The organism is Aeromonas popoffii (assembly GCF_000820025.1).
Lineage (GTDB): Bacteria > Pseudomonadota > Gammaproteobacteria > Enterobacterales > Aeromonadaceae > Aeromonas > Aeromonas popoffii.
Genome location: NZ_CDBI01000060.1, coordinates 1 through 20,309 on the forward strand (window position 1 = coordinate 1; position 20,309 = coordinate 20,309).

Consider the following 20,309-nt stretch of genomic DNA (forward strand, 5'->3'; position numbering starts at 1 on the left):
GTGATCCCCTTCCCGCGTACCCCGCGTACCGCCGAGTTCTGATTACGGCCACTTGCCGACAAAGCCGACCCCAGGGTCGGCTTTTTGTTATCCAGGCAGCGGCATTTCGCCCCGCTGACCGCCACAATGAAGCACGCCGCCCGCTCCCCCATAGGTCCCTCGCCATTCCCCTTGCCCCCCTGAGGCACACAGAGCCCCGTACGGTACCGTTTATTGGCACTACAAATAACAATGATGTTAATACGTGGTTTTTATGCAGTTAAATCAAAAAACGATGAGTTATTGAAGTACCTCAAATTTTTACCTCTGTTAGGCAGGCACAATACCCTCTAACCCTTTAGGGCTAAATAAAAACAGACAATCCCGGTCCATGAGCCCAACACAACACTGACATGGCTTAAAACACACGAGGTAATGGAATGATCTTGATGGAATTTTTGGTGGTACTCGGCTGTTTGCTGCTGGGTACCCGCTTTGGGGGCATGGGACTGGGTCTCATCAGTGGTATCGGTCTCTTCCTGCTGACCTTCGTCTTCGGCCTGGTGCCGGGCGAACCGCCAGTTCAGGTCATGCTGACCATACTCGCGGTGATCGGCTGCGCCGCCACCTTGCAGACGGCCGGTGGCCTCAACCTGATGATGCAGGTGGCCGAGCGTCTGCTGCGCCGTCACCCGCAATACATCACTATCCTGGCGCCGCTCACCACCTGGACCCTCACCTTCCTGTGCGGTACCGGCCACGTGGTCTACACCATGTTCCCCATCATCGCTGACATCGCGCTGCAGAAGAACATCCGTCCCGAGCGTCCGATGGCCGTGGCATCCGTTGCCTCCCAGATGGCGATCTGTGCCTCCCCGGTCTCCGTTGCCGTGGTCTCCATGGTCTCCATTCTGGCGGCCGGTCACGGTATCGGTCAGGCTTACGGCCTGCTCGACATCCTGATGATCGCCATCCCCTCCTCCCTGACCGGTGTGGTCATGGCGGCCCTGTGGAGCCTGCGTCGCGGCAAGGATCTGGATCAGGACGAAGAGTTCCAGGCCAAGATCAAAGATCCGGAGCAGCGCACCTTCATCTATGGCGGTGGTGAAACCCTGCTCAACACCAAGTTCCCGAAAGAGGCCTACTGGTCTACCTGGATCTTCTTCGCAGCCATCGCTGCCGTGGTCTTGCTCGGTGCCAACGAAGGTCTGCGTCCGGTGTTCACCATCAAGGACAAAACTGGCCCACTCTCCATGAACCTGGTGATCCAGATGATGATGCTGATCGCCGGTGCCATCATCCTGATGCGCTGCAAGGTCAAGCCGGGTGAGATCTCCAACGGCCCTGTGTTCAAGGCCGGTATGGTCGCCATCTTCTCCGTGTTCGGGGTGGCATGGATGAGTGAAACCTTCTTCCAGGCGCACATGCCGCTGCTCAAAGAGACTCTGGCCCACGTGGTACAGGCCCAGCCCTGGACCTACGCCCTGGTGCTGTTCCTCATCTCCAAGCTGGTGAACAGCCAGGCCGCAGCCCTGACCGCCATCGCCCCCATGGGGCTGGCGCTGGGTGTTGAACCCAAGCTGCTGATCGCCTTCCTGCCGGCAAGCTATGGCTACTTCGTGCTGCCGACCTACCCGAGCGATCTGGCCTGTATCGGTTTCGACCGCTCCGGCACCACCCGCATCGGCAAGTTCATCATCAACCACAGCTTCATCATTCCGGGGCTGATCGGGGTGAGCAGCTCCTGCGCCCTGGGTTATCTGCTGACCACCATTTTGCTGTAATCGCAACGGCGTTTATCGCGCTCTTGCCAGACAGGCCCCCGCTGCGGGGGCCTGCTCTTTTCTCCCCCTCTCTATTACCCAGCAATTTCCTGCCGCTATTTCCAGCCGCCATTTGCAGACACTATGCCTTTACCTGCGCCCCCGCCACTGGGTAGCATGCCCCCTCGTTCACCACCGGAATGTCCCCCATGTCTCGCGTCATCCTGCTCTGGAGCGGTGGCAAAGATGCCATGCTGGCCCTCTGTCATGCCCGCGCAGCGGGTCATCAGGTGGTGGCACTGGCCACCTTTGCGCCCCCTGCGCCCCGTTTTCTGGCTCACCCCTTGCAGCTGGTGCGCCGTCAGGCGGCGGCCCTCGGGCTGCCCCATCTGCTGGTCACCATAGAAGCTCCGTTCGAGCAGCGCTATGAAACAGCGCTGAACCGCTTGCAGCAGGAGTGGGCGCTCGACGGGGTGGTGACCGGTGATATCGACAGCCTGGGGGGAGAGCCAAACTGGATCCGCGAACGCTGCCGCCCGCTCGGGCTCACCGTCCACACCCCGCTCTGGCAACAATCTCGCCAAGCCTTGCTGGCCGATATGCTGGCGCGCGGCATCGTCGCCCACCTCTCCTGCGTCGATACCCGGGTGCTGGCCCCCGAGTGGACTGGGCGCTCGCTGGATGCAGCCACCCTCACCGAGTTGCAGCAGCTGGCCGAACGCCAAGGATTCGATGCCTGCGGCGAGCAGGGGGAATACCACACCATGGTGACCGACGGCCCGGGCTTTACCGCTCCGCTGCACCTCGATGGCTGGCAGGTGGTGCGGCAGGATCATCTGGCTTATCTGGCCGAGCCGCAGGGGTAGCAACGCGGAATAATCCGGCTCACTCGCGAGGGGCTGTCGTCTTGAACTGGTGGGTTTCAGTACAATACCTGCCCCGTTAACGTAAAAATCATCGCCTCATGTCAACACCCGCTCAGGGGGTTACCAAGGGGAGCCAAACAACAGAATCCATTTGGATACTCTCGGAAATGAAATGCATCCTGACATCAGGAGCGACAGCGGATGGTATGTAAACCGCGACCTTGATTGACAGCCTGGACGCTGCGTATCTATTGGCGGACAAGGGATATGTTACCAATGCATTGATGGAGGTAGCCCGTACCAAAGGAATAGAGCCAGTCATTCCTTCGAAACGTAATCGCGAGGAGCTGCGAGACCACGACAGGGCGCTTTATCAGGCAAAACATCTGGTGGAAAACGCCTTCCTGCATCTGAAGTAATTGCAACAAGATATGCCAAAAACACGAGTTCGTTTGTAGCCGCAGTGCAGATCTGCTGCACATACTTGTGTGACGCGACCTTATGAGGACAGCCCCGAAGAAAACGCCCGGCAGGGTATGCCGGGCGCTGGGTATAAACTGACGCAGAGATTATGCCGTTTTTTTGCGGTTTGCCCTGATGCGCACAATAATCCACTTCTCGACTTCCACAATCAGGAACAGCGCGACAGCAATCAGCAGCGTAATGCCCCAGTAGAACAGCGGCAGCGGTGTGGTACCGAACAGCGAGTTCATGAATGGCAGGTAGATGATGGCCATCTGTAACAGCAGCAATACGCCACTCACCAGCCACAGGCCTTTATTCATAAACACCTGACGGTTTAGTGGGAAGCGATCAGCTGTGCGGCAGTTGAACATGTAAACCCACTGCGCGGTGACCAAGGTTTGCAGCAGCACAGTACGGATGAATTCGCTGCTGTAGCCGCGTGGTGCCATCCAGGCTTCCAGTATAAAAGCGCTGATGGCGATCAGAATACCGACAAAGCAGATACGCCAGATGGCATGCAGATCCAACACATGGCTGCCCGGTATACGCGGTTTTCGGTGCATCAATCCTTTCTCAGCGGGTTCATACGCCAGGCCGAACGACAGGGTGGTTGAGGTCGCCATGTTCATCCACAGGATCTGGATCGGGGTTAACGGCAGTATCGCACCCGCCAGAATGGCGATGATGATCAACAGCCCCTGCGCCAGGTTGGTAGGGAGCACGAACAGGATGGTTTTCTTCAAGTTGTCATATACCCGGCGGCCTTCTTTGACCGCACTGGCGATGGTGGCGAAGTTATCGTCGGTCAGTACCATATCTGCAGCTTCTTTGGTGACCTCGGTGCCTTTTATCCCCATCGCGATTCCGACATCGGCCTGCTTAAGCGCGGGTGCATCGTTAACACCATCGCCGGTCATACCGACCACTTCCCCTCTAGTTTGTAACGCTTTTACTAGGCGCAGTTTGTGCTCCGGGCTGGTACGCGCAAAGATATCGTAATGTACAGCCGCCTCTGCCAGCGCTTTATCATCCATATGCTCCAACTGGCTGCCGGTAATGGAGTCCTGGCTGTTACCGATACCGAGCATGGCGCCGATAGCCATGGCGGTTGTCTGGTGGTCGCCGGTAATCATCTTCACGCGGATACCAGCTTGCTGACATTCGGCGATCGCGGCGATCGCTTCAGGGCGTGGCGGATCCATCACCCCGGCAATGCCGATAAACACCATTTGCTGACGGATATGGTTATGTTCCAGCTCCAGCTCTTCGTCAGGCGTGGTTTTACTGGCGGCAGCCACCATGCGTAAGCCTTGTTCGGCAAAGCGCGACATCTCTTTTTCCCAGTAGTCGCGGCGGAACGGCTTGATGCCGGATTCTGTCAGTTCCAATTCGCACAGCGAGAACAGCACATCTGGGGCACCGGTGAGGAACACCTGATTTTTGCCCGCCACCTGGCTGCGTACCGCCATGTATTTGTAGCTGGAGTCGAACGGAATTTTCGCCAACTGACGGGCTTCACCAATCTCCAGTTCGGCTTTCATCGCCAATACTTTCAGTGCCCCTTCCGTCGGGCTGCCAGTGATGATCCAGCGGCTGTTGTCATCCTGCTTCACCTGACTGTCGTTACACAGAGTGATGGCAGTCATAAACTGGGCAAGCGTAGGGATATCCTGCACTCGCGCCTGTTTGTTGCTGTCGGTGAAGAAAATACCGCCGGTGGGTTGATAACTTTCGCCTTCTACGCGGAAGGCATGGTCGGCCATGATGACGTTTTTCGCCGTCATTTCGTTCATGGTCAGGGTGCCGGTTTTGTCTGAGCAGATCACCGTCATTGAACCGAGGGTTTCTACCGTTGGCAGTTTGCGGATGATCGCGCGGTTGCGCGCCATCGCCTGTACGCCCAGCGACAGGATGATCGAGATGATAGCGGGCAGCCCCTCAGGCACCGAGGCTACCGCCAGGCTAATCAAGGCCAGTAGCAATTCACTGATCGGTATATCGCGCAGTGTTAAGGCAAACAGACCCAACAGCACCATCATCACCAGGATCAGGATAAAGATCCCTTTTCCCAGACGATCCATCTGTTGCAGCAGCGGTGTGCGCTGGGTTTCAACGGTAGAAATCATCTCGCTGATGTGACCGAGCTCGGTGTGACCGCCGGTTGCGATCACCACGCCTTTGGCATTCCCTGCGCTGATGGTGGTGCCGGAGAATAGCAGGTTGGTGCGATCGCCAATCATCACTTCTTCATTGATCGCATCGGTTTGCTTGGAAACAACGGTCGACTCACCTGTCAGGATCGCCTCTTCAACCTGCAGATTGTGCGATTCCAATACCCGCAAATCGGCAGGAATTTTGTCCCCAGGGCGTAATAACACGATATCGCCGAGCACTAGGTCTTCGGCATTCACCGTATGGTTGATTCCATCACGTACCACGATCGCCTGGCTGGAAAGCATATTCCGAATACCTTTCAGCGATTTCTCTGCGCTGTTTTCCTGGATAAAACCGATCAGCGCGTTGATGACTGCTACACCAAGGATCACCACGGTATCTATCCAGTGGCCCATCACTGCCTTAAGAAAAGCAGCGGCCAGCAGGATATAGATCAGCACGTCTTTGAAATGGGCAATAAAACGGATAAATGCGCTTTTCCCGGCATTCTCAGGCAGCGCGTTTGGGCCAAATTTCGCCAGGCGTGCAGTAGCTTCTTGTTCACTCAAGCCTTCCGGCTGGCTGTTTAAATGCCGAAGAGTTTCTTCGATATCATACTGATACCATGCTTTCTCCGGCGTAATGGGCTCATGGTGCTTATGGGGAGTGTCTGCTGACATTTAACGCCTCTCCTAAAAGTAAGTTGAATCTGTATTCCTACTTGCGTCGGCAGCCATTTTGCCGTGGTGATGTCCATGGCTTCGCTGTCAAATATGCATAAATATTAATAATTTCAACAACCTGTGGGTAAGTCATTGGCCGCATGATAGGGAAATACCCTCATTCATAGGGGCATTCAACATTAGAGGTTATGCAGCCTTTGCCAAATGCTGCTTTGGCGTGTAGCCACCCTGCGCCATATTGGACCGCTTAATGGTTATAAACCCAGTGCAAGTTAGTTGCAAACTCCTGTCATGACATCAAAATCAGAGGATGGTGGAAATATCTGTACCGGGCAGTGGATACATCTGGTCAGACAATAGATTTTCGGCTGACAACGAAGCGGGATGCGGCTGCAGCTCTGCGTTTCTTCCGTAAGGCCATCGTCACTATCGATCAAAGTGGTACCAACGCAGCTTTAGCCACACTCCATGAACAGGATCTTTAGCGGCAACCAAATGAAATAGACATGGAAAGGCTTCTTTTGTGATCTGATTTTATGAGCCTCAATCTTATGACGATCCCCCCTAATGGTCAGGCCTCGCGTTCCCTTTGCTCCCTGCCAATAAATGTGGTTTTGCCACGTTGCTGTGACATAAAATGCTACCAACTTAACAAAAAAATGGTCGTTCAAACTAAAGGCAACCCTTTAGAATCCCTTTGCCACCCGTTCTGATGGATAACATCGGACTTTTTTGCTTTGGATCAACGTCAGGGGCCAGTGAACTGGCCAAGATGCGCATCGACACAGCGACCATTTCGCACCGGAGAGAATTATGACAAGCCAAGCCACCGCGGGTATGACCACCAGCGACTACAAGCTATGGGACATCCTCGTCGAGTCTGCAAAGGAACGCACCACCATTCGTTACTCCAAACTGGCCAGGCAGGCCGGGCTGGAGCATAGCCAGGATGAGCTGCGCACCCTGCTGCAACGCATCCGTATGTACTGCACCGAGCACCAGCTGCCGATCCTCTCCACCATAGTGGTGGATGATGTGGGCAAATATACCGGCCTCTCCTCCAGTCTGCCGGACGCCCCCTGGGAACGTGCCAAGGTGTTCGACTACCAGTGGCCGGTTACGTCCTGAGTCATAGCATCATCACAACAACGCGCCCGGTGGCGCGTTTTGTACTTCTTCGGGCCCGCTCACCTGAACCGCAGGCAAAAAAAACCCGCCTCGAAGGCGGGTACTAAGCAAGCAACGCTCTGGATGACCAGAGTAAAGAGTTCAGGCTGTCGAATCTTGCTACCCCCGGCACCACGCGAAAGAGGTAACAGGACAACATGGGTGTGTATAAATCGCTGATTTATTCATGCTTCATGCTGACCATCGACGGGGAATGAGACTAAAGTGAAGGCCCTGCTTAAGGAAATGATTTATTAGCATTCCATTATGCACAGAATGAATTTAAGAGGCGTCGACCTCAACCTGCTGGTGGTGCTCAAGGCGCTGCTGGAGGAACGTAACACCACCAAGGCTGCCGAGCGACTCGCCATGAGTCAGCCAGCCGTCAGTCGTGCCTTGGCTCGCCTGCGGCTGCTCTATGACGATCCCTTGCTGATCCGCACCCCCCAGGGCATGGAACCCACCGCCAGGGCACAGGCGCTGCTGTTGCCGCTGCGAGAGATACTGCACGACATAGAGCAGACGTTCAGCCAGCCGGAGCAGCTCGATCCGGGCCAGTTCGAGGGCGTCCTGCGCATCGGTGCCCACACCTACGTGGAGTACGTGATGATGCCAAGCCTGTTGGCCCACCTGCAGCAGCAAGCGCCCAACCTGCGCCTCCACATGGTGCCCCTCAATGCGGATTACGAGCGTCAGCTCGATGAGGGGGTGATCAGCATTGTGATTAACAAACAGGATGAGGTGCCCGGCCGTTTTCGTCGCATCCCGCTGTTTGAAGACAAGCTGATCTGTGCCGCGCACCACAGCCACCCGTTCCAGGGCCAGGTGCTTTGCATCGAATCCTTCGCCAAGGCCCAGCACCTGCTGGTTGCCCCCCGCGGCAGCGAAGGGGGCATAGTCGATGACTTGCTGGCCGCCCACGGCATGACCCGTCATACCCCTTTGATAGTGCAGAGTTTTCTGGCGGCGCCCTTCATCCTGCCCTACGCGCCCCTGCTGTTGACCTCTCCCGCCAGGGTACTGCGACCACTGATGCCGCTGCTGGGTTTGATGGAGTTCGAGACCCGCTTTGCCCTGCCGACCTTTGAAGTCAGCCTGATCCGCCATCGCCGCGACGACAACCACGCCATGCTCAACTGGTTCGAGTCCGAGCTGCACCTCTGGTGCCAATCCCAGCGCGAGCGTTGATCCCGTCGGCGCGCCGGGCTCTTTTCCCACTGCCCGCTCGCCCGCGGAAAATCACCCAAGGTGCGGCTCCGCCGTTGCCATGGGATAGCCACAATGCCAGAATCAGGCCTTTGCTTGATGTCACATTCAGATCTCAAGTTGCCGATTTCACGTTTCAGCTCCAAGGGCCCACGCCCGCAGATAAGGACTCCCCATGGCCACCACCCTCTATGGCATCAAAAACTGCGACACCATCAAGAAGGCCCGCAAGTGGCTGGATGAGGCTGGCATCGACTACCGCTTTCACGACCATCGCGCCGATGGGCTGGATCCTGCCGCGCTGGACAACTGGCTGGCAACGCTTGGCTGGGAAGCGCTGCTCAACAGCCGAGGTACCACCTTCCGCGCCCTGCCAGATGAGGCCAAGCAGGGGCTAGACACCGCCAAGGCCCGCGCCCTGCTGCTGGAACACCCGGCCATGATCAAACGCCCCTTGCTCGACAGGGACGGCGAACTGACCCTGGGTTTCAAGGCTGACCACTACCAATCTCTGCTCTCTCGTTAAACTTTTCTGTTAAGGAACACCGATGTCGGATGTCATCGCACTGGCCAAGGATCTGATCCGCCGCCCCTCAGTTACCCCGCTGGATGAAGGGTGCCAGACCCTGATGGCTGAGCGCCTCGCACGCCTCGGCTTTGTCATTGAGCCCATGGTGTTTGAAGACACAACCAACCTCTGGGCTCGCCGTGGCAGCGAAGGCCCCCTGTTCTGCTTCGCCGGGCACACCGACGTGGTGCCCGCCGGACCGCTGGACAAATGGCACACACCGCCGTTCGAGCCGACCATTCAGGATGGCGTGCTCTACGGGCGTGGTGCAGCCGACATGAAAGGGTCGCTCGCCGCCATGGTGGTGGCCACAGAGCGTTTCGTCGTGGCCAATCCGGATCACAAAGGGTCGATCGCGTTTCTCATCACCTCGGATGAAGAGGGGCCCTTCATCAACGGCACCACCCGGGTGATAGATACCCTGGAGGCGCGCCACGAGAAGATCCGCTGGTGCATCGTCGGCGAGCCCTCCTCCACTGCCGTGGTAGGCGATGTGGTGAAAAATGGCCGACGCGGCTCCATCACCGGCGATCTGCTGGTGCGCGGGGTGCAAGGCCACGTGGCCTATCCCCATCTGGCGGACAACCCCATTCACAAGGCGGCGCCGGCGCTGGCGGAACTCGCCGCCACCGTGTGGGATGAGGGCAACGCCTACTTCCCGCCCACCAGCTTCCAGATCGCCAACATTCAAGGGGGCACAGGCGCTTCCAACGTCATTCCCGGCGAGCTGCAGGTCCAGTTCAACTTCCGTTTCAGCACACAACTGACCGACATGGATATTCGCGAGCGGGTCGAGGCACTGCTGGACAGGCACGGGCTGGATTACCAGCTTGACTGGACCCTCTCCGGCCAGCCCTTCCTGACCGATACCGGCGATCTGCTCGATGCCGCCGTCGCGGCCATCGAACAGGTGAACGGCCAGCAACCGGCCCTGCTCACCACGGGCGGCACCTCGGATGGGCGCTTCATCGCCCCCACTGGCGCCGAAGTGATCGAGCTCGGCCCTGTCAATGCCACCATCCACAAGGTGAACGAGTGCGTGAAGGCCGGGGATCTGGAGCTGCTGGCCGACATGTACCAGGGCATCCTGGATCGGTTGCTGGCATGACGCCTCTTCAACGCGGGCTTGCGGGTCTCCCGCGCAACAGCACACCAGATCGGGGATGGGCATGACACAGGATCAACTGCTGGGGCGAGACGAGCACCACCTTATCCTGGTGGGGCGCGGGCCCCATCGTCTGACGGCGGCCACGGCGGCGGCCTTCAACGACATGCAGGTGGCCGCCTCCCATGAGGGGCACAACCTGCAGGCGGCCTCCAGCTGGCGCGGGTTCGACCGTCAGCTCGCCATCTGGAATGGCAAGTGGCGTGGCGAGCGGCCCCTGCTGGATGCCAACAACCAGCCGCTGGATACCCTGCAACTGAGCGACACAGAACGGCTGCACGCCATCCTGCGCTGGAGTGCCCTGCCCGGTACCAGCCGTCACCACTGGGGGACAGATCTGGACATCTACGACCCTGACTGTCTGCCCGCCGACACCCGACTGGCGCTGGAGCCCTGGGAGTATGAGGAGGGCGGCTGGTTTGCCGATCTGGGCGACTGGCTGAGCGATCACATGAACGACTTCGGCTTCTTCCTGCCTTACGCCAAACCGGCGGGAGCCGGCAGTGGCGTCGCCTACGAACCCTGGCATATCAGCTTCGCGCTGGAGTCCACCGAGCAACGGCTGGATCCGGATGCGCTGGTGCTTTGTCTGCAACAGGCGGATATTGAAGGCAAGTCGACCATACTGGCCCATCTTGACGAGATTTTGGCCCGTTATGTCACCCTCTGTCCCGATGAAAGGAAAAGATCATGAATCTGTGGTTATGGATAGGCCTGCCGCTGTTGTTCCTGCTCGGCATGTTTCTCAATGCCATCAAGGACATGAAGCGGCTTGAGAAACAGCTGCCCGACTACAAGGACAAGATCAGGGAAGTCAAAGACGACGAGGATGACTGACCGTCCTCTCAGCCCGCCAGGGGCGCCACTACGGCGCCCCTGCTACTTGTGGGAAACCTGGCTGGCAGGCCGTCCCCAAGCCGGGGCGATTTTGTGAACCGTTTCACATTAAGTCCCCCTTTCCCCCACTCGCATCCAGCCTTTTTCGGTGCAAATTGCCCCGTCACACGCGCACCGAAAATGTAAAAAACTGCAAATTAATGCACAATTAAGCCACACAGCGCCCAACAAACTGCATATAATGTGCCTGATTTGCATTTTGACAGAAGGAGTTCGCCATTGGATGCCGTCACCATCAACAGTTTCTTTTTAATCGCGGCCTTGTTGGTGGGAGCCAGTGTCCTGTTAAGCACGCTCTCCTCTCGTCTCGGCATCCCCATTCTGGTGATATTTCTCGCGGTCGGCATGCTGGCTGGGGAAGATGGCCCGGGCGGCATTCATTTCGCTGACTACTCGGTCGCCTATCTGGTCGGCAACCTGGCGCTCGCCATCATCTTGCTCGATGGCGGCATGCGCACCCGGGTCTCCTCGTTTCGGGTGGCGCTCTGGCCGGCACTCTCCCTGGCGACCGCAGGGGTGGCCATCACCACGGGCCTGACCGGTTTCATCGCCGCCTGGTTGTTCGATCTCAGCCTGATGCAAGGTCTGCTGATCGGCGCCATCGTTGGCTCCACCGATGCGGCGGCCGTCTTCTCCCTGCTCGGTGGACGCAGCCTGAACGAGCGGGTCAGCGCCACCCTTGAGATAGAATCGGGCAGCAACGACCCCATGGCGGTGTTTCTCACCGTCACCCTGATTGAGATCCTCGCCACCCAGCAGCAAGGGCTGGACTGGAGCTTCCTGCTGTTGCAGCTCGGCAAGCAATTTGGGCTGGGCGCAGGCATAGGTCTTGGTGGCGGCTGGCTGCTTTGGCGCCTCATCAACAGCGCCAGGCTGGCCCCCGGCCTCTACCCGCTGCTCACCGTCAGCGGCGGTCTGCTGATATTCGCCCTCACCACGGCGGTGGGGGGCAGCGGCATCCTCGCCATCTATCTCACCGGCCTCTTGCTCGGCAACCTCTCACTGCGCAGCCGCAGCACCACGCTGTCCGTACTGGATGGCCTGACCTGGCTCAGCCAGATCGGCATGTTTCTGGTGTTGGGGCTGCTCGCCTCGCCCCACAAACTGCTGCCCATCGCCCTGCCGGCGCTGGCGCTGGCCATGTGGATGATACTGTTCGCCCGCCCAGTCTCGGTCTGGATTGGCTTGCTGCCATTCAAGAACTTCGCCCCCCGCGAGCGCTGGTTTATCTCCTGGGTCGGATTGCGCGGCGCCGTGCCCATCATACTGGCGGTCTTCCCCATGATGGCGGGGCTGCCCAACGCCCAGCTCTACTTCAACGTGGCCTTCTTCGTGGTGCTGGTCTCCCTCATATTGCAGGGCAGCTCGCTGCCGCTGGCATCCAGGCTGGCTCGGGTAGAAGTACCGGCACCGCCGTCACCCATCAACCGCTCCGGGCTCGAGATAGATCTGGACAGCCAATGGGAGACCTTCGTCTACCGCCTGAGCGCAGAGAAGTGGTGCATCGGCTCGCCCCTGCGGGATCTGCGCATGCCCAAGGGGACCCGCATCTGCTCCCTGTTCCGGGATCAGGAGCTGCTCCACCCCTCGGGCAGTACCTGCCTGCAATCTGATGACATCCTCTGCGTCATCGGCCACGAACGGGATCTGCCTGCCCTCGGCCAGTTGTTCAGCCAGGCGCCCGAGCAGGATCTGGGGCCGCGTTTCTTCGGCGACTTCCTGCTGGAAGCCGCCGCCAATCTGGTGGATCTGGCCCCCCTCTACGGGCTGGATGTGAGCGAAGTGGCGGATCAGACACTGGGCCATTTTATTGCCGACCAGTTGGGCGATAATCTGGTTGTCGGCGACCACTTTGAATGGCAGGGACTGATCTGGACCGTGGCCGAAATGGAAGAGGGTGAGCCCCGCAAGATAGGGGTGCGCTTTCAGGAAGAAGACCCGGTCTGACGCCGCTCGTCCGACCCGTTCCCAGCGAGAAGGGAGTTATCTATGCCTTACCAAACTCTGTTGTCTGGCCTGCAACCCCCTTCACCCCAGCTGGGATTGATAGAGGGATTCTTTGGCAAGGGCTGGAGCTGGGAAGCCCGCGCCCGCTACGCCCAGTGGCTGCCCCGCCACGGCTATGGCTTCTACATCTATGCCCCGAAAGAAGACGGCTATCTGCGCAAGCACTGGACCCAGCCCTGGCCTGCTGCCCAGCTCGAGGCCCTGCGTCAGCTGGCCCGTCAGTGCCGTGAAAACGGCCTCGCCTTTGGCATAGGCCTGAGCCCCATGGGCGCCCATCACGACTATGCCCGCAAGCGCTCGGCCCTGCTGGAGAAGGTGCGGCTCATCGACGAGGCGCTCAAGCCCGATATACTGGCGGTGCTGTTTGACGACATGAAGGGGGATACACCGGATCTCGCCCACTGGCAGCTCACCATGGCCCACGACATTGCGGCCCACACCCGCGCCAGCCGGTTGCTGTTCTGTCCCAGCTACTACTCGACGGATCCCGTGCTGGAGAAGGTGTTCGGCGCCATGCCACCCCACTATCTGACCGATCTGGGCCAGGGGCTGGATCGGCGCATCGACATCTTCTGGACCGGCCCCAAAGTCTGCTCCAGCGAGTACCCGGCCCCACACCTCAAGCAAGTGGCCGACTGGCTGCACCGCAAGCCTTTCCTGTGGGACAACTACCCGGTCAACGATGGCAGCAAGGCCAGCAGCTTCCTGCACCTGCGCGCCTTCGAGAACCGCCCCGCCGAGCTGGCAGAACTGGTGGCGGGCCACGCAGTCAACCCCATGAAGCAGGCGGCGCTCTCCGTGTTACCGCTGGCCACCCTGCCCATGAGCTACAAACTCGGCAAGCAGTATGACCCCGACAAGGCGCTGCACGCCGCCCTCAACGCCACCTGTGGCCCGCAGATCTCGGCGATGATCGAGGCCGACCTGCCGCTGTTTCAGGATCTGGGGCTAGCGCAGCTCACCCCCGAGCAGATTGCCGCCCTCAAGGCGCGCTACCTGCCGTTTCGGGATCAAGCATGCGTCGACGAAATCGTGCGCTGGCTGGATGGGGAGTATGTGTTCGACCCCGACTGCCTGACCGATTAACCCGCCCCCACGGGGGCCCATTCCCATCCAGAGTGGCATTGTCACAGGGGGACGGCATCCGGCTCACGGATGCACGCGTTTTACACCCGTCATGGCCAACCGGTTAAACGCCTCACTCATACCCGGCCCGATCATGACGGGCTATTATCATCCGTGGCCCGGTAAACGAGGATCCCCGGCTTGTTCTTCACATAGTCAAGAAAGGGCGAATCCACCACCTTCATATTCGTCGAAACTGACGAGGCATTGCGCAGAACGGGGCCATTCTCGCCACGAATGAAAATGCCGGTATGGGTCACATCCAGGCCAGTAATATTGGTATAGATGCCGATATAATCGCCATCTTCCAGCAGACTCAAGGTATCTTCATCCACGCGATCACTCGGAATATAGCTGATGTCGCGGTCCTTCACTCCCAGCCCCGGAATGTAGTGGCCACCATCCGCCTTCAGATTCAGTATTTTTGGGACAGTCACGACATAATTTCCCACTAGATGGGTCACATCACTGACTTTATTGCCACTATGCACCCAGTCAGAGAAAAAATGTTTTCGAGTCAGATAGTTGACTTCACCATTTACGTAACGAGTGTGCATGACGTTCTCGATGAAATTATGCACACTCGTTGAATGCCGCAGTGACTCAACGTAATCCAGATAGGTGAAGCAATCCAGCTCACCAAAATCCACCACCAGTTTTTCCTGGGTATCACTCGCTCCCACCAGACGATTGGCAACATAGGGATTATCCAGAAACAGACGTGAGAAATCCTTTATTGACTGGCCTGGCGTGCCACCCTGATGCTGCGCAAACATGTCAGCGAGTTGCTGTTCCTCTATATTGTAAAAATCCAGGTTTTTTCCATTGCCGGCCACTGCCACACCAGCAAAAGTGAGTAACGCGACGCCTATTAACTTCATCATCCATTACCGCCCTTGACCAAAAAATATAAAGCGTGGATTGCTCGGCTCATCATCACATGTAGAAGATATTCATCTAATGCCATGGAAGACTGATGAAATGGTCGCCGATTGAAAACAAAAAAAATGTAAGCAAATGTGCCCACGCCCGGCCTGACTGGGCCATTGCTCACCAAATAAAGCAGCCCCGGCACTGCCGGGGCTGCTTTATTTCCGTCTCAAGTCATGGCCGCGACGCGGCCTCTACAACACCGGCCTCATACCCATCCCATGAGCTGGCTGCACTGTCAGCCCAATGCCAGCCAGACCCCTACGCCAAACATCAGGGAGCCAGCGATCCGGTTCATCAGGGTGACGTTGCCGCTCTTGGCGAGGAAGTGACGCAGGGTGCGGCCACCGCTGGCGTAGAGCAGCAGGCACGAGAACTCTATGACCAGGATCAGGGCCACCAGGGCGCTGATCTGGGGGGGCATCGGCTTGGCCGCGTTGATGAAAGGGGGCAGCAGGGAAACCATGAAAGCCCAGCCCTTGGGGTTGGCGATGGCGGTGACAAAGCCCTGTATGGCCAGAGCAAGGGGGCGCGTCTCCTGCCCGGCCGAGAGATCCGCCGGTATTGCCATCTTGCCCTTGGCCTGCCACATCTGGATGCCGAGCCAGATAAGATAGGCGCCGCCCACGTATTTGAAGGTCGAGAAGAGTGACGGGTAGTTAAGCATGACGGCCGCCACCCCGATCACCGACAGTACCGAGACCAGCCCCACCCCGATGAGCTCTCCCCACATCATGGGCAGGGTACGGCGCACCCCCTGGCTCATACCAAGGGTCATCGCCAGGGTCATGCACATACCGGGGGTAACGGAGACAAAGAAAAACGTGGGAATAAACAGCGCCAGAATAGCGGGATCAATCCAGTCGGACACACTACACCTCCATGGTAACAAGCCCGCAATCTTGCCTATCACACTCTTTTAACACAAGAAAAACCTGTCTATCCGTTTTCAAGTTCTCATACCGCTTCTGCTGGCCAGCCTGCTGATGATCCTCATGGCCGGGATCAGCACGCAGGAGATAGGCGGTGCCATTTCGGACATGAACGAAACCACAGCCAGCATGACCCGCAACAAGGAGGCCACCGCCGCCGAGGCCTCTCCTGCGTCGCCGCCAGTCACGAACTGTCACAACTCGCCGAGCCGCAGCACAAACAGCGGACCCAGTTCCAGTTGTCATTGTTGCGCGATCACGCCGGACTAAGGCTCCGCTCGCGGGGCATTCATTTTAATGGCACTGTCGACTTGTCATTGTTTTAAACGCTATTTTTTATGGAATGGCTTCATTAGGGACTGGGCCGACCCACCAAATGTGAGTATGGTAGAGGCACGTCACTCCCCCTCACATGAGATCATCATGATGCTGAAATTCAAGAAACCGGCCTTCATCGGCCTGGGCCTCATCGCCCTCGTCTCCGCCATCTGGCTCGACTTCTATCTGCCGGAGCACACCATCGCCACCATCACAGGGGTCGAGGTGAAACGCACCGACAAGGATGGCCCCATCAGCCAGAAAAACCCGGCTGACGGCCCCACGACTGACGTCTATTACATCTATACCGAACGGCCCGGCGAGAATATCCGCGTGTTTCGCAACGAAGATACCCAGTGGGGCTGGCCCTTCTACTTCAAGTTCAATGCCGCCGATGTGCAGGCCAAGGCCAAGTCCATGGAGTTCGAGAAGCGTCTGGCGCGCATCACCTCCTACGGCTGGCGCGTGAACATGTTTTCCATGTTCCCCAACGTCACCAAGATTGAGAGCACAGAGCCTGACGCCTCCACCTGGAGCTTCTTCCGCTGGTTCTGGTTCGGCATCTGGGCACTGGTGATGGGCAAGGCCATCCTCGCGACCTGGCGCTACTTCGACCGGCTCGAGGACAAGATATGACAGAGCCGAGCAAGACACGATCCAGCTTCTATCGACGGCTTTACGTGGCCTGGCTGATCAGTCAGGGCACAGACACCATCCCGGCCATCATGGCCGCCACCGGTATGCCTAGACGCACAGCCCAGGACACGCTAAGTGCCTTGGCGGAGCTGGACATCAGCTGCGCCTTCGAGCAGACCGAGGGGGCGCGTCACCTGCAGGGGCACTATCGCATAGGCGACTGGGGGCCCATTAACCCTGCCTGGATCAAAACGCAACTGCCCGTGATCAAGCAGACGCTGGGTTATCCATAAGCGCTATCGCGCGGCAACCGGGGGAGCTAGCCAACCCGGCAGGGATCACGGCGCAACTGCCCGTGATCAAGCAGACGCCGGGTTATTCCTGATCCTGGCGAGGGGACGACAAACAGGGGCCAGCCAATGAGGCTGGCCCCTGTTTTTTTATGTCGAGAGGACGGACAAGTCGCTGGAGATAGCGGAAAGCTTATTCCGGGAAGGGCTCTTCCGGCTGCGGCTCCAAAGCCTCACCCTGGGTGCAGTCTATGATGGATCGCTTGGGGTTGTTGGGGTCGCGCAGCAGCAGGGGAGCCAGCCCTTCGTTGTGCTTCTGCTCGTCGGAAAACTCGCTGCCATAGGCGTTATGAGTCAGCCTTCTCGCATTGGCGATGGGGGTGTCCACGAACAGGGCATGCACCTCGAAGGTGGACGAGGGGATGAGAAAGCCGCTGATGGGCAGGCCATGCAGATCCTGGCGAGTCTTGTACCAGGCAAACCCGTCCGTCACCTTGTAGGGAGTGAAATTTTTGAGCTGAGGGTGGGCCGGCTCGCCGGTTTCGCTATCAAGATAGAGATCATCGAGCTCGCAGGTCGCCAGCCCCTGCCACATAGATTCAAACGGCGTGGAACAGGCCATCAATTGCAACCCGGCCAGCAGTGCCAGCGACGCTTTGTACATTTCCCATCCCTTCTCTCAATCATGCAATGGCGGTCAGCCAAACGCCCGCAGTCGCTCGACCAGCAGGTCGATAAAGCCCGAACGATCCAGTCCCAGCAACACCAGGGCATTAGCCGGTTTGCCGGTCAGGCCATAGCGATCCACCACCGTCATACCGGTAGTGTGTGTGCCACAGGTTTCGATATCGACCCGGCATTCGACCCCATGGAACAGCTCGGGGGCCAGTAACCAGGCTATGGTACAGGGATCGTGCAGCGGCGCCCCGGTAAATCCCCACTTGGGGTCCCGGTGGTAGATCATGAAAAAGTCGAGCAGACCCGCCACGCACTGGGCCACCGGATTGCTGATGGCGCGCACCCGCTCGATATCCTCATCCATCACCTGTGCCTCATGGGTCACATCAAGGCCACACATGGTGATGGGGATGCCTGACTTGAACACCATATCGGCCGCTTGTGGGTCGACATAAATATTGAATTCCGCCGCCGGAGTCCAGTTACCTGCCCCCGCGGCGCCCCCCATCAATACGATGCGGGCAATGTTTGGTTTGAGCTCCGGGTGGGCCGCCAGCAACAGGGCGATATTGGTGAGCGGGCCAGTCGGCACCAGGGTCACGGGCGCCGGGCTCTCGCGCAAACACTTGGCCATCAATTCGAGCCCCGTCATGGCCTGCGGCGCAAAAGCGGGATCCGGCAGTGTGGGGCCATCAAGACCCGACTCGCCATGGACGTTGTCGGCGATGATCAGCGCGCGGGCCAGCGGTTTGGGCGCCCCCGCCGCCACCGGAATATCGTCCCGCCCCAGCAGGGTCAGGATGCGCAGGGCATTGTTGAGGGTCTTGTCCGGCGTCTGGTTACCCGCACTGGTGGTGACAGCCAGCACGTCAAGTTCGGGGCTGGCCAGCGCCAGAATGAGGGCGATAGCGTCGTCATGGCCGGGATCACAATCGAGAATAACGGGCAGAGCCATGGAAAGGGTCCTTACAACATAGCGGTTGGTTAAGGGGCCGGATTTAGCCGGTCCCGAGCGAGCGATTTGAACCATTTGTTAGGCCATGGGCTTCGAGTTGAACGCATATGATGAATAGAACTATGAGCTAACAAGTATTTTTTCCATCTTCCTCGGATCATTTGGCATTGATGCATATCCGTGTCTGATGTACCACGAAACTAGCCAGCTAGAGTCGATCGTGCGATCAAAAGGGTGGGGTTCAAGCCGAATAGATGTACAGCAAAGGCTTTTGGCTAGCGCTTCTGAGTACGAAAGTAAACTGCGACCTACCCCTTGACCTCGATACTCAGGAAGAACAAGTATTTCGTAGATGAAGCCATTCCTCTGATCGCTCCAATCTTCGTAGCAAAGAAAACCAACCTCGCATTCATCTATTTTTGCAATGTAATTTCTCGACCTTCCGTTTTGTGCGCGTTCTGCACGCTCGCGGAGCATTGAGTGCGAAATAAGGTCAGGTTTTTTACTTTCGGTGATGGATAGCACTCGCGCTCCAGATGTGAGATTGGCCTAACAGGGAGCCATACCTTAACAAGCAAGCTTCGGATGAACTCGGGAAGGGGTCACAAAACGGGGCCTTGTTCGTTTCCAAACAGCCATGCATTGCCAACCGTGGTGTTATTTAACCAGTTCATTATCAAATGGTTGAACAGGGCTATCTCGTTCCCCCCATCAGGCAATCCACACGGCCCATTCGCCGGGCTGCGCCAGTTCGGGTATGATCGCCCCCCGTTTCCAGCCCGTGCGCCCTATGTCTGTTATCGTCGACACCTTTATCGCCCCGCCCTGCACTGCCGCCATTGAGACGCTGTTTGAGGATGAGCAGCTGCTGCTGATCAACAAGCCAAGCGGCCTGCTGAGCCTCTCGGGCAAGAACCCGCTGAACTTCGACTCGGTTCATTATCGGCTGGTGCAGGATTACCCCGGCTGCACCCTGGTGCATCGCCTCGACTTTGGCACCTCAGGCATCATGGTGGTGGCCAAAAACAAGGCCATCAATGCCCTGCTCTGCCAGCAGTTCAGCCTGCGGGCGGTGAGCAAGGCCTACAGCGCCCTGCTGTGCGGCCATCTGGCTGACGATGAGGGGGTGATAGACGCGCCTATCGCCAAGGATCCGGCGATTTTCCCGCTGATGAAGATCTGCGCCGCCAGCGGCAAACCCGCCCGCTCCCGCTATCAGGTGATTGAGCGGCTGGCGCAGCAGATGCAGGGTCAAACCGTGCCATTGACCCGGGTGCGGTTAGTGCCGCAGACCGGCCGTACCCATCAACTGCGGATCCACAGCCAGCTGCTGGGGCATCCCATCCTCGGCTGCGATCTCTATGGCGGCCTGCTCTTGCCTGGCTGCGAACAGGCACCGCGGCTGATGCTGCACGCCAGCGAACTGGATTTTACTCATCCGGTGAGCGGCGAGCCGATGCAGATCCGCTGCGCAGCGCCTTTTTAGGTGCAGTGAGTAGATGGCAATAAGCGCGAGTGTGGCGGG

The 20,309-nt window shown here is 58.3% G+C and carries 19 protein-coding genes and 1 pseudogene; 14 read left to right on the top strand and 6 right to left on the bottom strand.

Annotation, left to right across the window (positions count from 1 at the left end):
- The first annotated feature begins 419 nt into the window (after positions 1-419).
- Entirely contained in the window at positions 420-1,763 is a 1,344-nt protein-coding gene (locus BN1129_RS12455) for an anaerobic C4-dicarboxylate transporter (RefSeq protein WP_042036941.1), read from the top strand.
- A 188-nt stretch (positions 1,764-1,951) separates the two neighbouring features.
- Positions 1,952-2,608 (top strand): Dph6-related ATP pyrophosphatase, encoded by a 657-nt coding sequence (locus BN1129_RS12460; protein WP_042036942.1) that lies wholly within the window; start codon positions 1,952-1,954, stop codon positions 2,606-2,608.
- Positions 2,609-3,177: 569 nt separating this feature from the next.
- Here BN1129_RS12460 and BN1129_RS12470 read toward each other — a convergent pair.
- A complete protein-coding gene (locus BN1129_RS12470; RefSeq protein ID WP_042036943.1) occupies positions 3,178-5,907 on the bottom strand; it encodes a cation-transporting P-type ATPase in 2,730 nt (909 codons plus the stop codon).
- Positions 5,908-6,206: 299 nt separating this feature from the next.
- Between BN1129_RS12470 and BN1129_RS22550 the strand changes: the two are divergent.
- From BN1129_RS22550 to BN1129_RS12505, 9 genes and pseudogenes are all read left to right on the top strand, one after another.
- Positions 6,207-6,380 (top strand): annotated as a pseudogene (locus tag BN1129_RS22550) (DDE-type integrase/transposase/recombinase); the annotation flags it as partial.
- A gap of 343 nt (positions 6,381-6,723) precedes the next feature.
- Positions 6,724-7,038 carry a hypothetical protein gene (locus BN1129_RS12475; protein WP_042036944.1) on the top strand — a complete coding sequence of 105 codons (315 nt, stop codon included), beginning with the start codon at positions 6,724-6,726 and terminating at the stop codon, positions 7,036-7,038.
- A gap of 315 nt (positions 7,039-7,353) precedes the next feature.
- Positions 7,354-8,265 (top strand): LysR family transcriptional regulator, encoded by a 912-nt coding sequence (locus BN1129_RS12480; RefSeq protein ID WP_042036945.1) that lies wholly within the window; start codon positions 7,354-7,356, stop codon positions 8,263-8,265.
- Between the two features lie 193 nt (positions 8,266-8,458).
- On the top strand, positions 8,459-8,809 hold the full coding sequence (locus BN1129_RS12485; RefSeq protein WP_042036946.1) for an ArsC family reductase: 351 nt from the start codon (positions 8,459-8,461) through the stop codon (positions 8,807-8,809).
- Between the two features lie 22 nt (positions 8,810-8,831).
- Positions 8,832-9,959, top strand: a complete 1,128-nt coding sequence (gene dapE / locus BN1129_RS12490) for a succinyl-diaminopimelate desuccinylase (protein ID WP_042036947.1) — start codon at positions 8,832-8,834, stop codon at positions 9,957-9,959.
- Between the two features lie 61 nt (positions 9,960-10,020).
- On the top strand, positions 10,021-10,710 hold the full coding sequence (locus BN1129_RS12495) for a M15 family metallopeptidase (RefSeq protein WP_042037022.1): 690 nt from the start codon (positions 10,021-10,023) through the stop codon (positions 10,708-10,710).
- On the top strand, positions 10,707-10,853 hold the full coding sequence (locus tag BN1129_RS23385) for a hypothetical protein (protein WP_157013375.1): 147 nt from the start codon (positions 10,707-10,709) through the stop codon (positions 10,851-10,853). The genes BN1129_RS12495 and BN1129_RS23385 overlap by 4 nt, the downstream gene beginning before the upstream one ends.
- A gap of 279 nt (positions 10,854-11,132) precedes the next feature.
- Positions 11,133-12,860 carry a potassium/proton antiporter gene (locus BN1129_RS12500; protein WP_042036948.1) on the top strand — a complete coding sequence of 576 codons (1,728 nt, stop codon included), beginning with the start codon at positions 11,133-11,135 and terminating at the stop codon, positions 12,858-12,860.
- A 42-nt stretch (positions 12,861-12,902) separates the two neighbouring features.
- The gene (locus tag BN1129_RS12505; protein WP_042036949.1) at positions 12,903-14,006 is read left to right on the top strand and encodes a beta-N-acetylglucosaminidase domain-containing protein; all 1,104 of its coding nucleotides are present in this window, start codon (positions 12,903-12,905) and stop codon (positions 14,004-14,006) included.
- Positions 14,007-14,137: 131 nt separating this feature from the next.
- On the opposite strand, the gene BN1129_RS12510 is transcribed toward BN1129_RS12505, so the two are convergent.
- Both BN1129_RS12510 and BN1129_RS12515 read right to left on the bottom strand, forming a co-directional pair.
- A complete protein-coding gene (locus BN1129_RS12510; protein ID WP_042036950.1) occupies positions 14,138-14,929 on the bottom strand; it encodes a DUF1460 domain-containing protein in 792 nt (263 codons plus the stop codon).
- A 284-nt stretch (positions 14,930-15,213) separates the two neighbouring features.
- Positions 15,214-15,846: a LysE family translocator gene (locus tag BN1129_RS12515; protein WP_042036951.1), complete on the bottom strand. Its 633-nt coding sequence runs from the start codon at positions 15,844-15,846 to the stop codon at positions 15,214-15,216.
- Positions 15,847-16,330: 484 nt separating this feature from the next.
- On the opposite strand from BN1129_RS12515, the gene BN1129_RS12520 reads away from it, so the two are divergent.
- Both BN1129_RS12520 and BN1129_RS12525 read left to right on the top strand, forming a co-directional pair.
- Positions 16,331-16,861 (top strand): DUF1523 family protein, encoded by a 531-nt coding sequence (locus tag BN1129_RS12520; protein ID WP_042036952.1) that lies wholly within the window; start codon positions 16,331-16,333, stop codon positions 16,859-16,861.
- Positions 16,858-17,154: a winged helix-turn-helix domain-containing protein gene (locus BN1129_RS12525; protein WP_042036953.1), complete on the top strand. Its 297-nt coding sequence runs from the start codon at positions 16,858-16,860 to the stop codon at positions 17,152-17,154. The genes BN1129_RS12520 and BN1129_RS12525 overlap by 4 nt, the downstream gene beginning before the upstream one ends.
- Before the next feature lie 190 nt (positions 17,155-17,344).
- Here BN1129_RS12525 and BN1129_RS12530 read toward each other — a convergent pair whose 3' ends face one another.
- The 3 genes from BN1129_RS12530 to BN1129_RS24595 form a co-directional block, all read right to left on the bottom strand.
- Positions 17,345-17,815 carry a hypothetical protein gene (locus tag BN1129_RS12530; protein ID WP_042036954.1) on the bottom strand — a complete coding sequence of 157 codons (471 nt, stop codon included), beginning with the start codon at positions 17,813-17,815 and terminating at the stop codon, positions 17,345-17,347.
- A gap of 33 nt (positions 17,816-17,848) precedes the next feature.
- Positions 17,849-18,784 carry a pyrimidine-specific ribonucleoside hydrolase RihA gene (gene rihA, locus BN1129_RS12535; RefSeq protein ID WP_042036955.1) on the bottom strand — a complete coding sequence of 312 codons (936 nt, stop codon included), beginning with the start codon at positions 18,782-18,784 and terminating at the stop codon, positions 17,849-17,851.
- A gap of 120 nt (positions 18,785-18,904) precedes the next feature.
- Positions 18,905-19,309: a GNAT family N-acetyltransferase gene (locus tag BN1129_RS24595; protein ID WP_209418509.1), complete on the bottom strand. Its 405-nt coding sequence runs from the start codon at positions 19,307-19,309 to the stop codon at positions 18,905-18,907.
- A 232-nt stretch (positions 19,310-19,541) separates the two neighbouring features.
- On the opposite strand from BN1129_RS24595, the gene BN1129_RS12540 reads away from it, so the two are divergent.
- Entirely contained in the window at positions 19,542-20,270 is a 729-nt protein-coding gene (locus BN1129_RS12540; protein WP_084204643.1) for an RluA family pseudouridine synthase, read from the top strand.
- Positions 20,271-20,309 lie beyond the last annotated feature (39 nt).

Coding starts and splice junctions, on each gene's coding strand:
- BN1129_RS12455 (WP_042036941.1), top strand. CDS start 420: ATGATCTTGATGGAATTTTTGGTGGTACTCGGCTGTTTGCTGCTGGGT.
- BN1129_RS12460 (WP_042036942.1), top strand. CDS start 1,952: ATGTCTCGCGTCATCCTGCTCTGGAGCGGTGGCAAAGATGCCATGCTG.
- BN1129_RS12470 (WP_042036943.1), bottom strand. CDS start 5,907: ATGTCAGCAGACACTCCCCATAAGCACCATGAGCCCATTACGCCGGAG.
- BN1129_RS12475 (WP_042036944.1), top strand. CDS start 6,724: ATGACAAGCCAAGCCACCGCGGGTATGACCACCAGCGACTACAAGCTA.
- BN1129_RS12480 (WP_042036945.1), top strand. CDS start 7,354: ATGAATTTAAGAGGCGTCGACCTCAACCTGCTGGTGGTGCTCAAGGCG.
- BN1129_RS12485 (WP_042036946.1), top strand. CDS start 8,459: ATGGCCACCACCCTCTATGGCATCAAAAACTGCGACACCATCAAGAAG.
- dapE (WP_042036947.1), top strand. CDS start 8,832: ATGTCGGATGTCATCGCACTGGCCAAGGATCTGATCCGCCGCCCCTCA.
- BN1129_RS12495 (WP_042037022.1), top strand. CDS start 10,021: ATGACACAGGATCAACTGCTGGGGCGAGACGAGCACCACCTTATCCTG.
- BN1129_RS23385 (WP_157013375.1), top strand. CDS start 10,707: ATGAATCTGTGGTTATGGATAGGCCTGCCGCTGTTGTTCCTGCTCGGC.
- BN1129_RS12505 (WP_042036949.1), top strand. CDS start 12,903: ATGCCTTACCAAACTCTGTTGTCTGGCCTGCAACCCCCTTCACCCCAG.
- BN1129_RS12510 (WP_042036950.1), bottom strand. CDS start 14,929: ATGATGAAGTTAATAGGCGTCGCGTTACTCACTTTTGCTGGTGTGGCA.
- BN1129_RS12520 (WP_042036952.1), top strand. CDS start 16,331: ATGATGCTGAAATTCAAGAAACCGGCCTTCATCGGCCTGGGCCTCATC.
- BN1129_RS12525 (WP_042036953.1), top strand. CDS start 16,858: ATGACAGAGCCGAGCAAGACACGATCCAGCTTCTATCGACGGCTTTAC.
- BN1129_RS12530 (WP_042036954.1), bottom strand. CDS start 17,815: ATGTACAAAGCGTCGCTGGCACTGCTGGCCGGGTTGCAATTGATGGCC.
- rihA (WP_042036955.1), bottom strand. CDS start 18,784: ATGGCTCTGCCCGTTATTCTCGATTGTGATCCCGGCCATGACGACGCT.
- BN1129_RS12540 (WP_084204643.1), top strand. CDS start 19,542: ATGATCGCCCCCCGTTTCCAGCCCGTGCGCCCTATGTCTGTTATCGTC.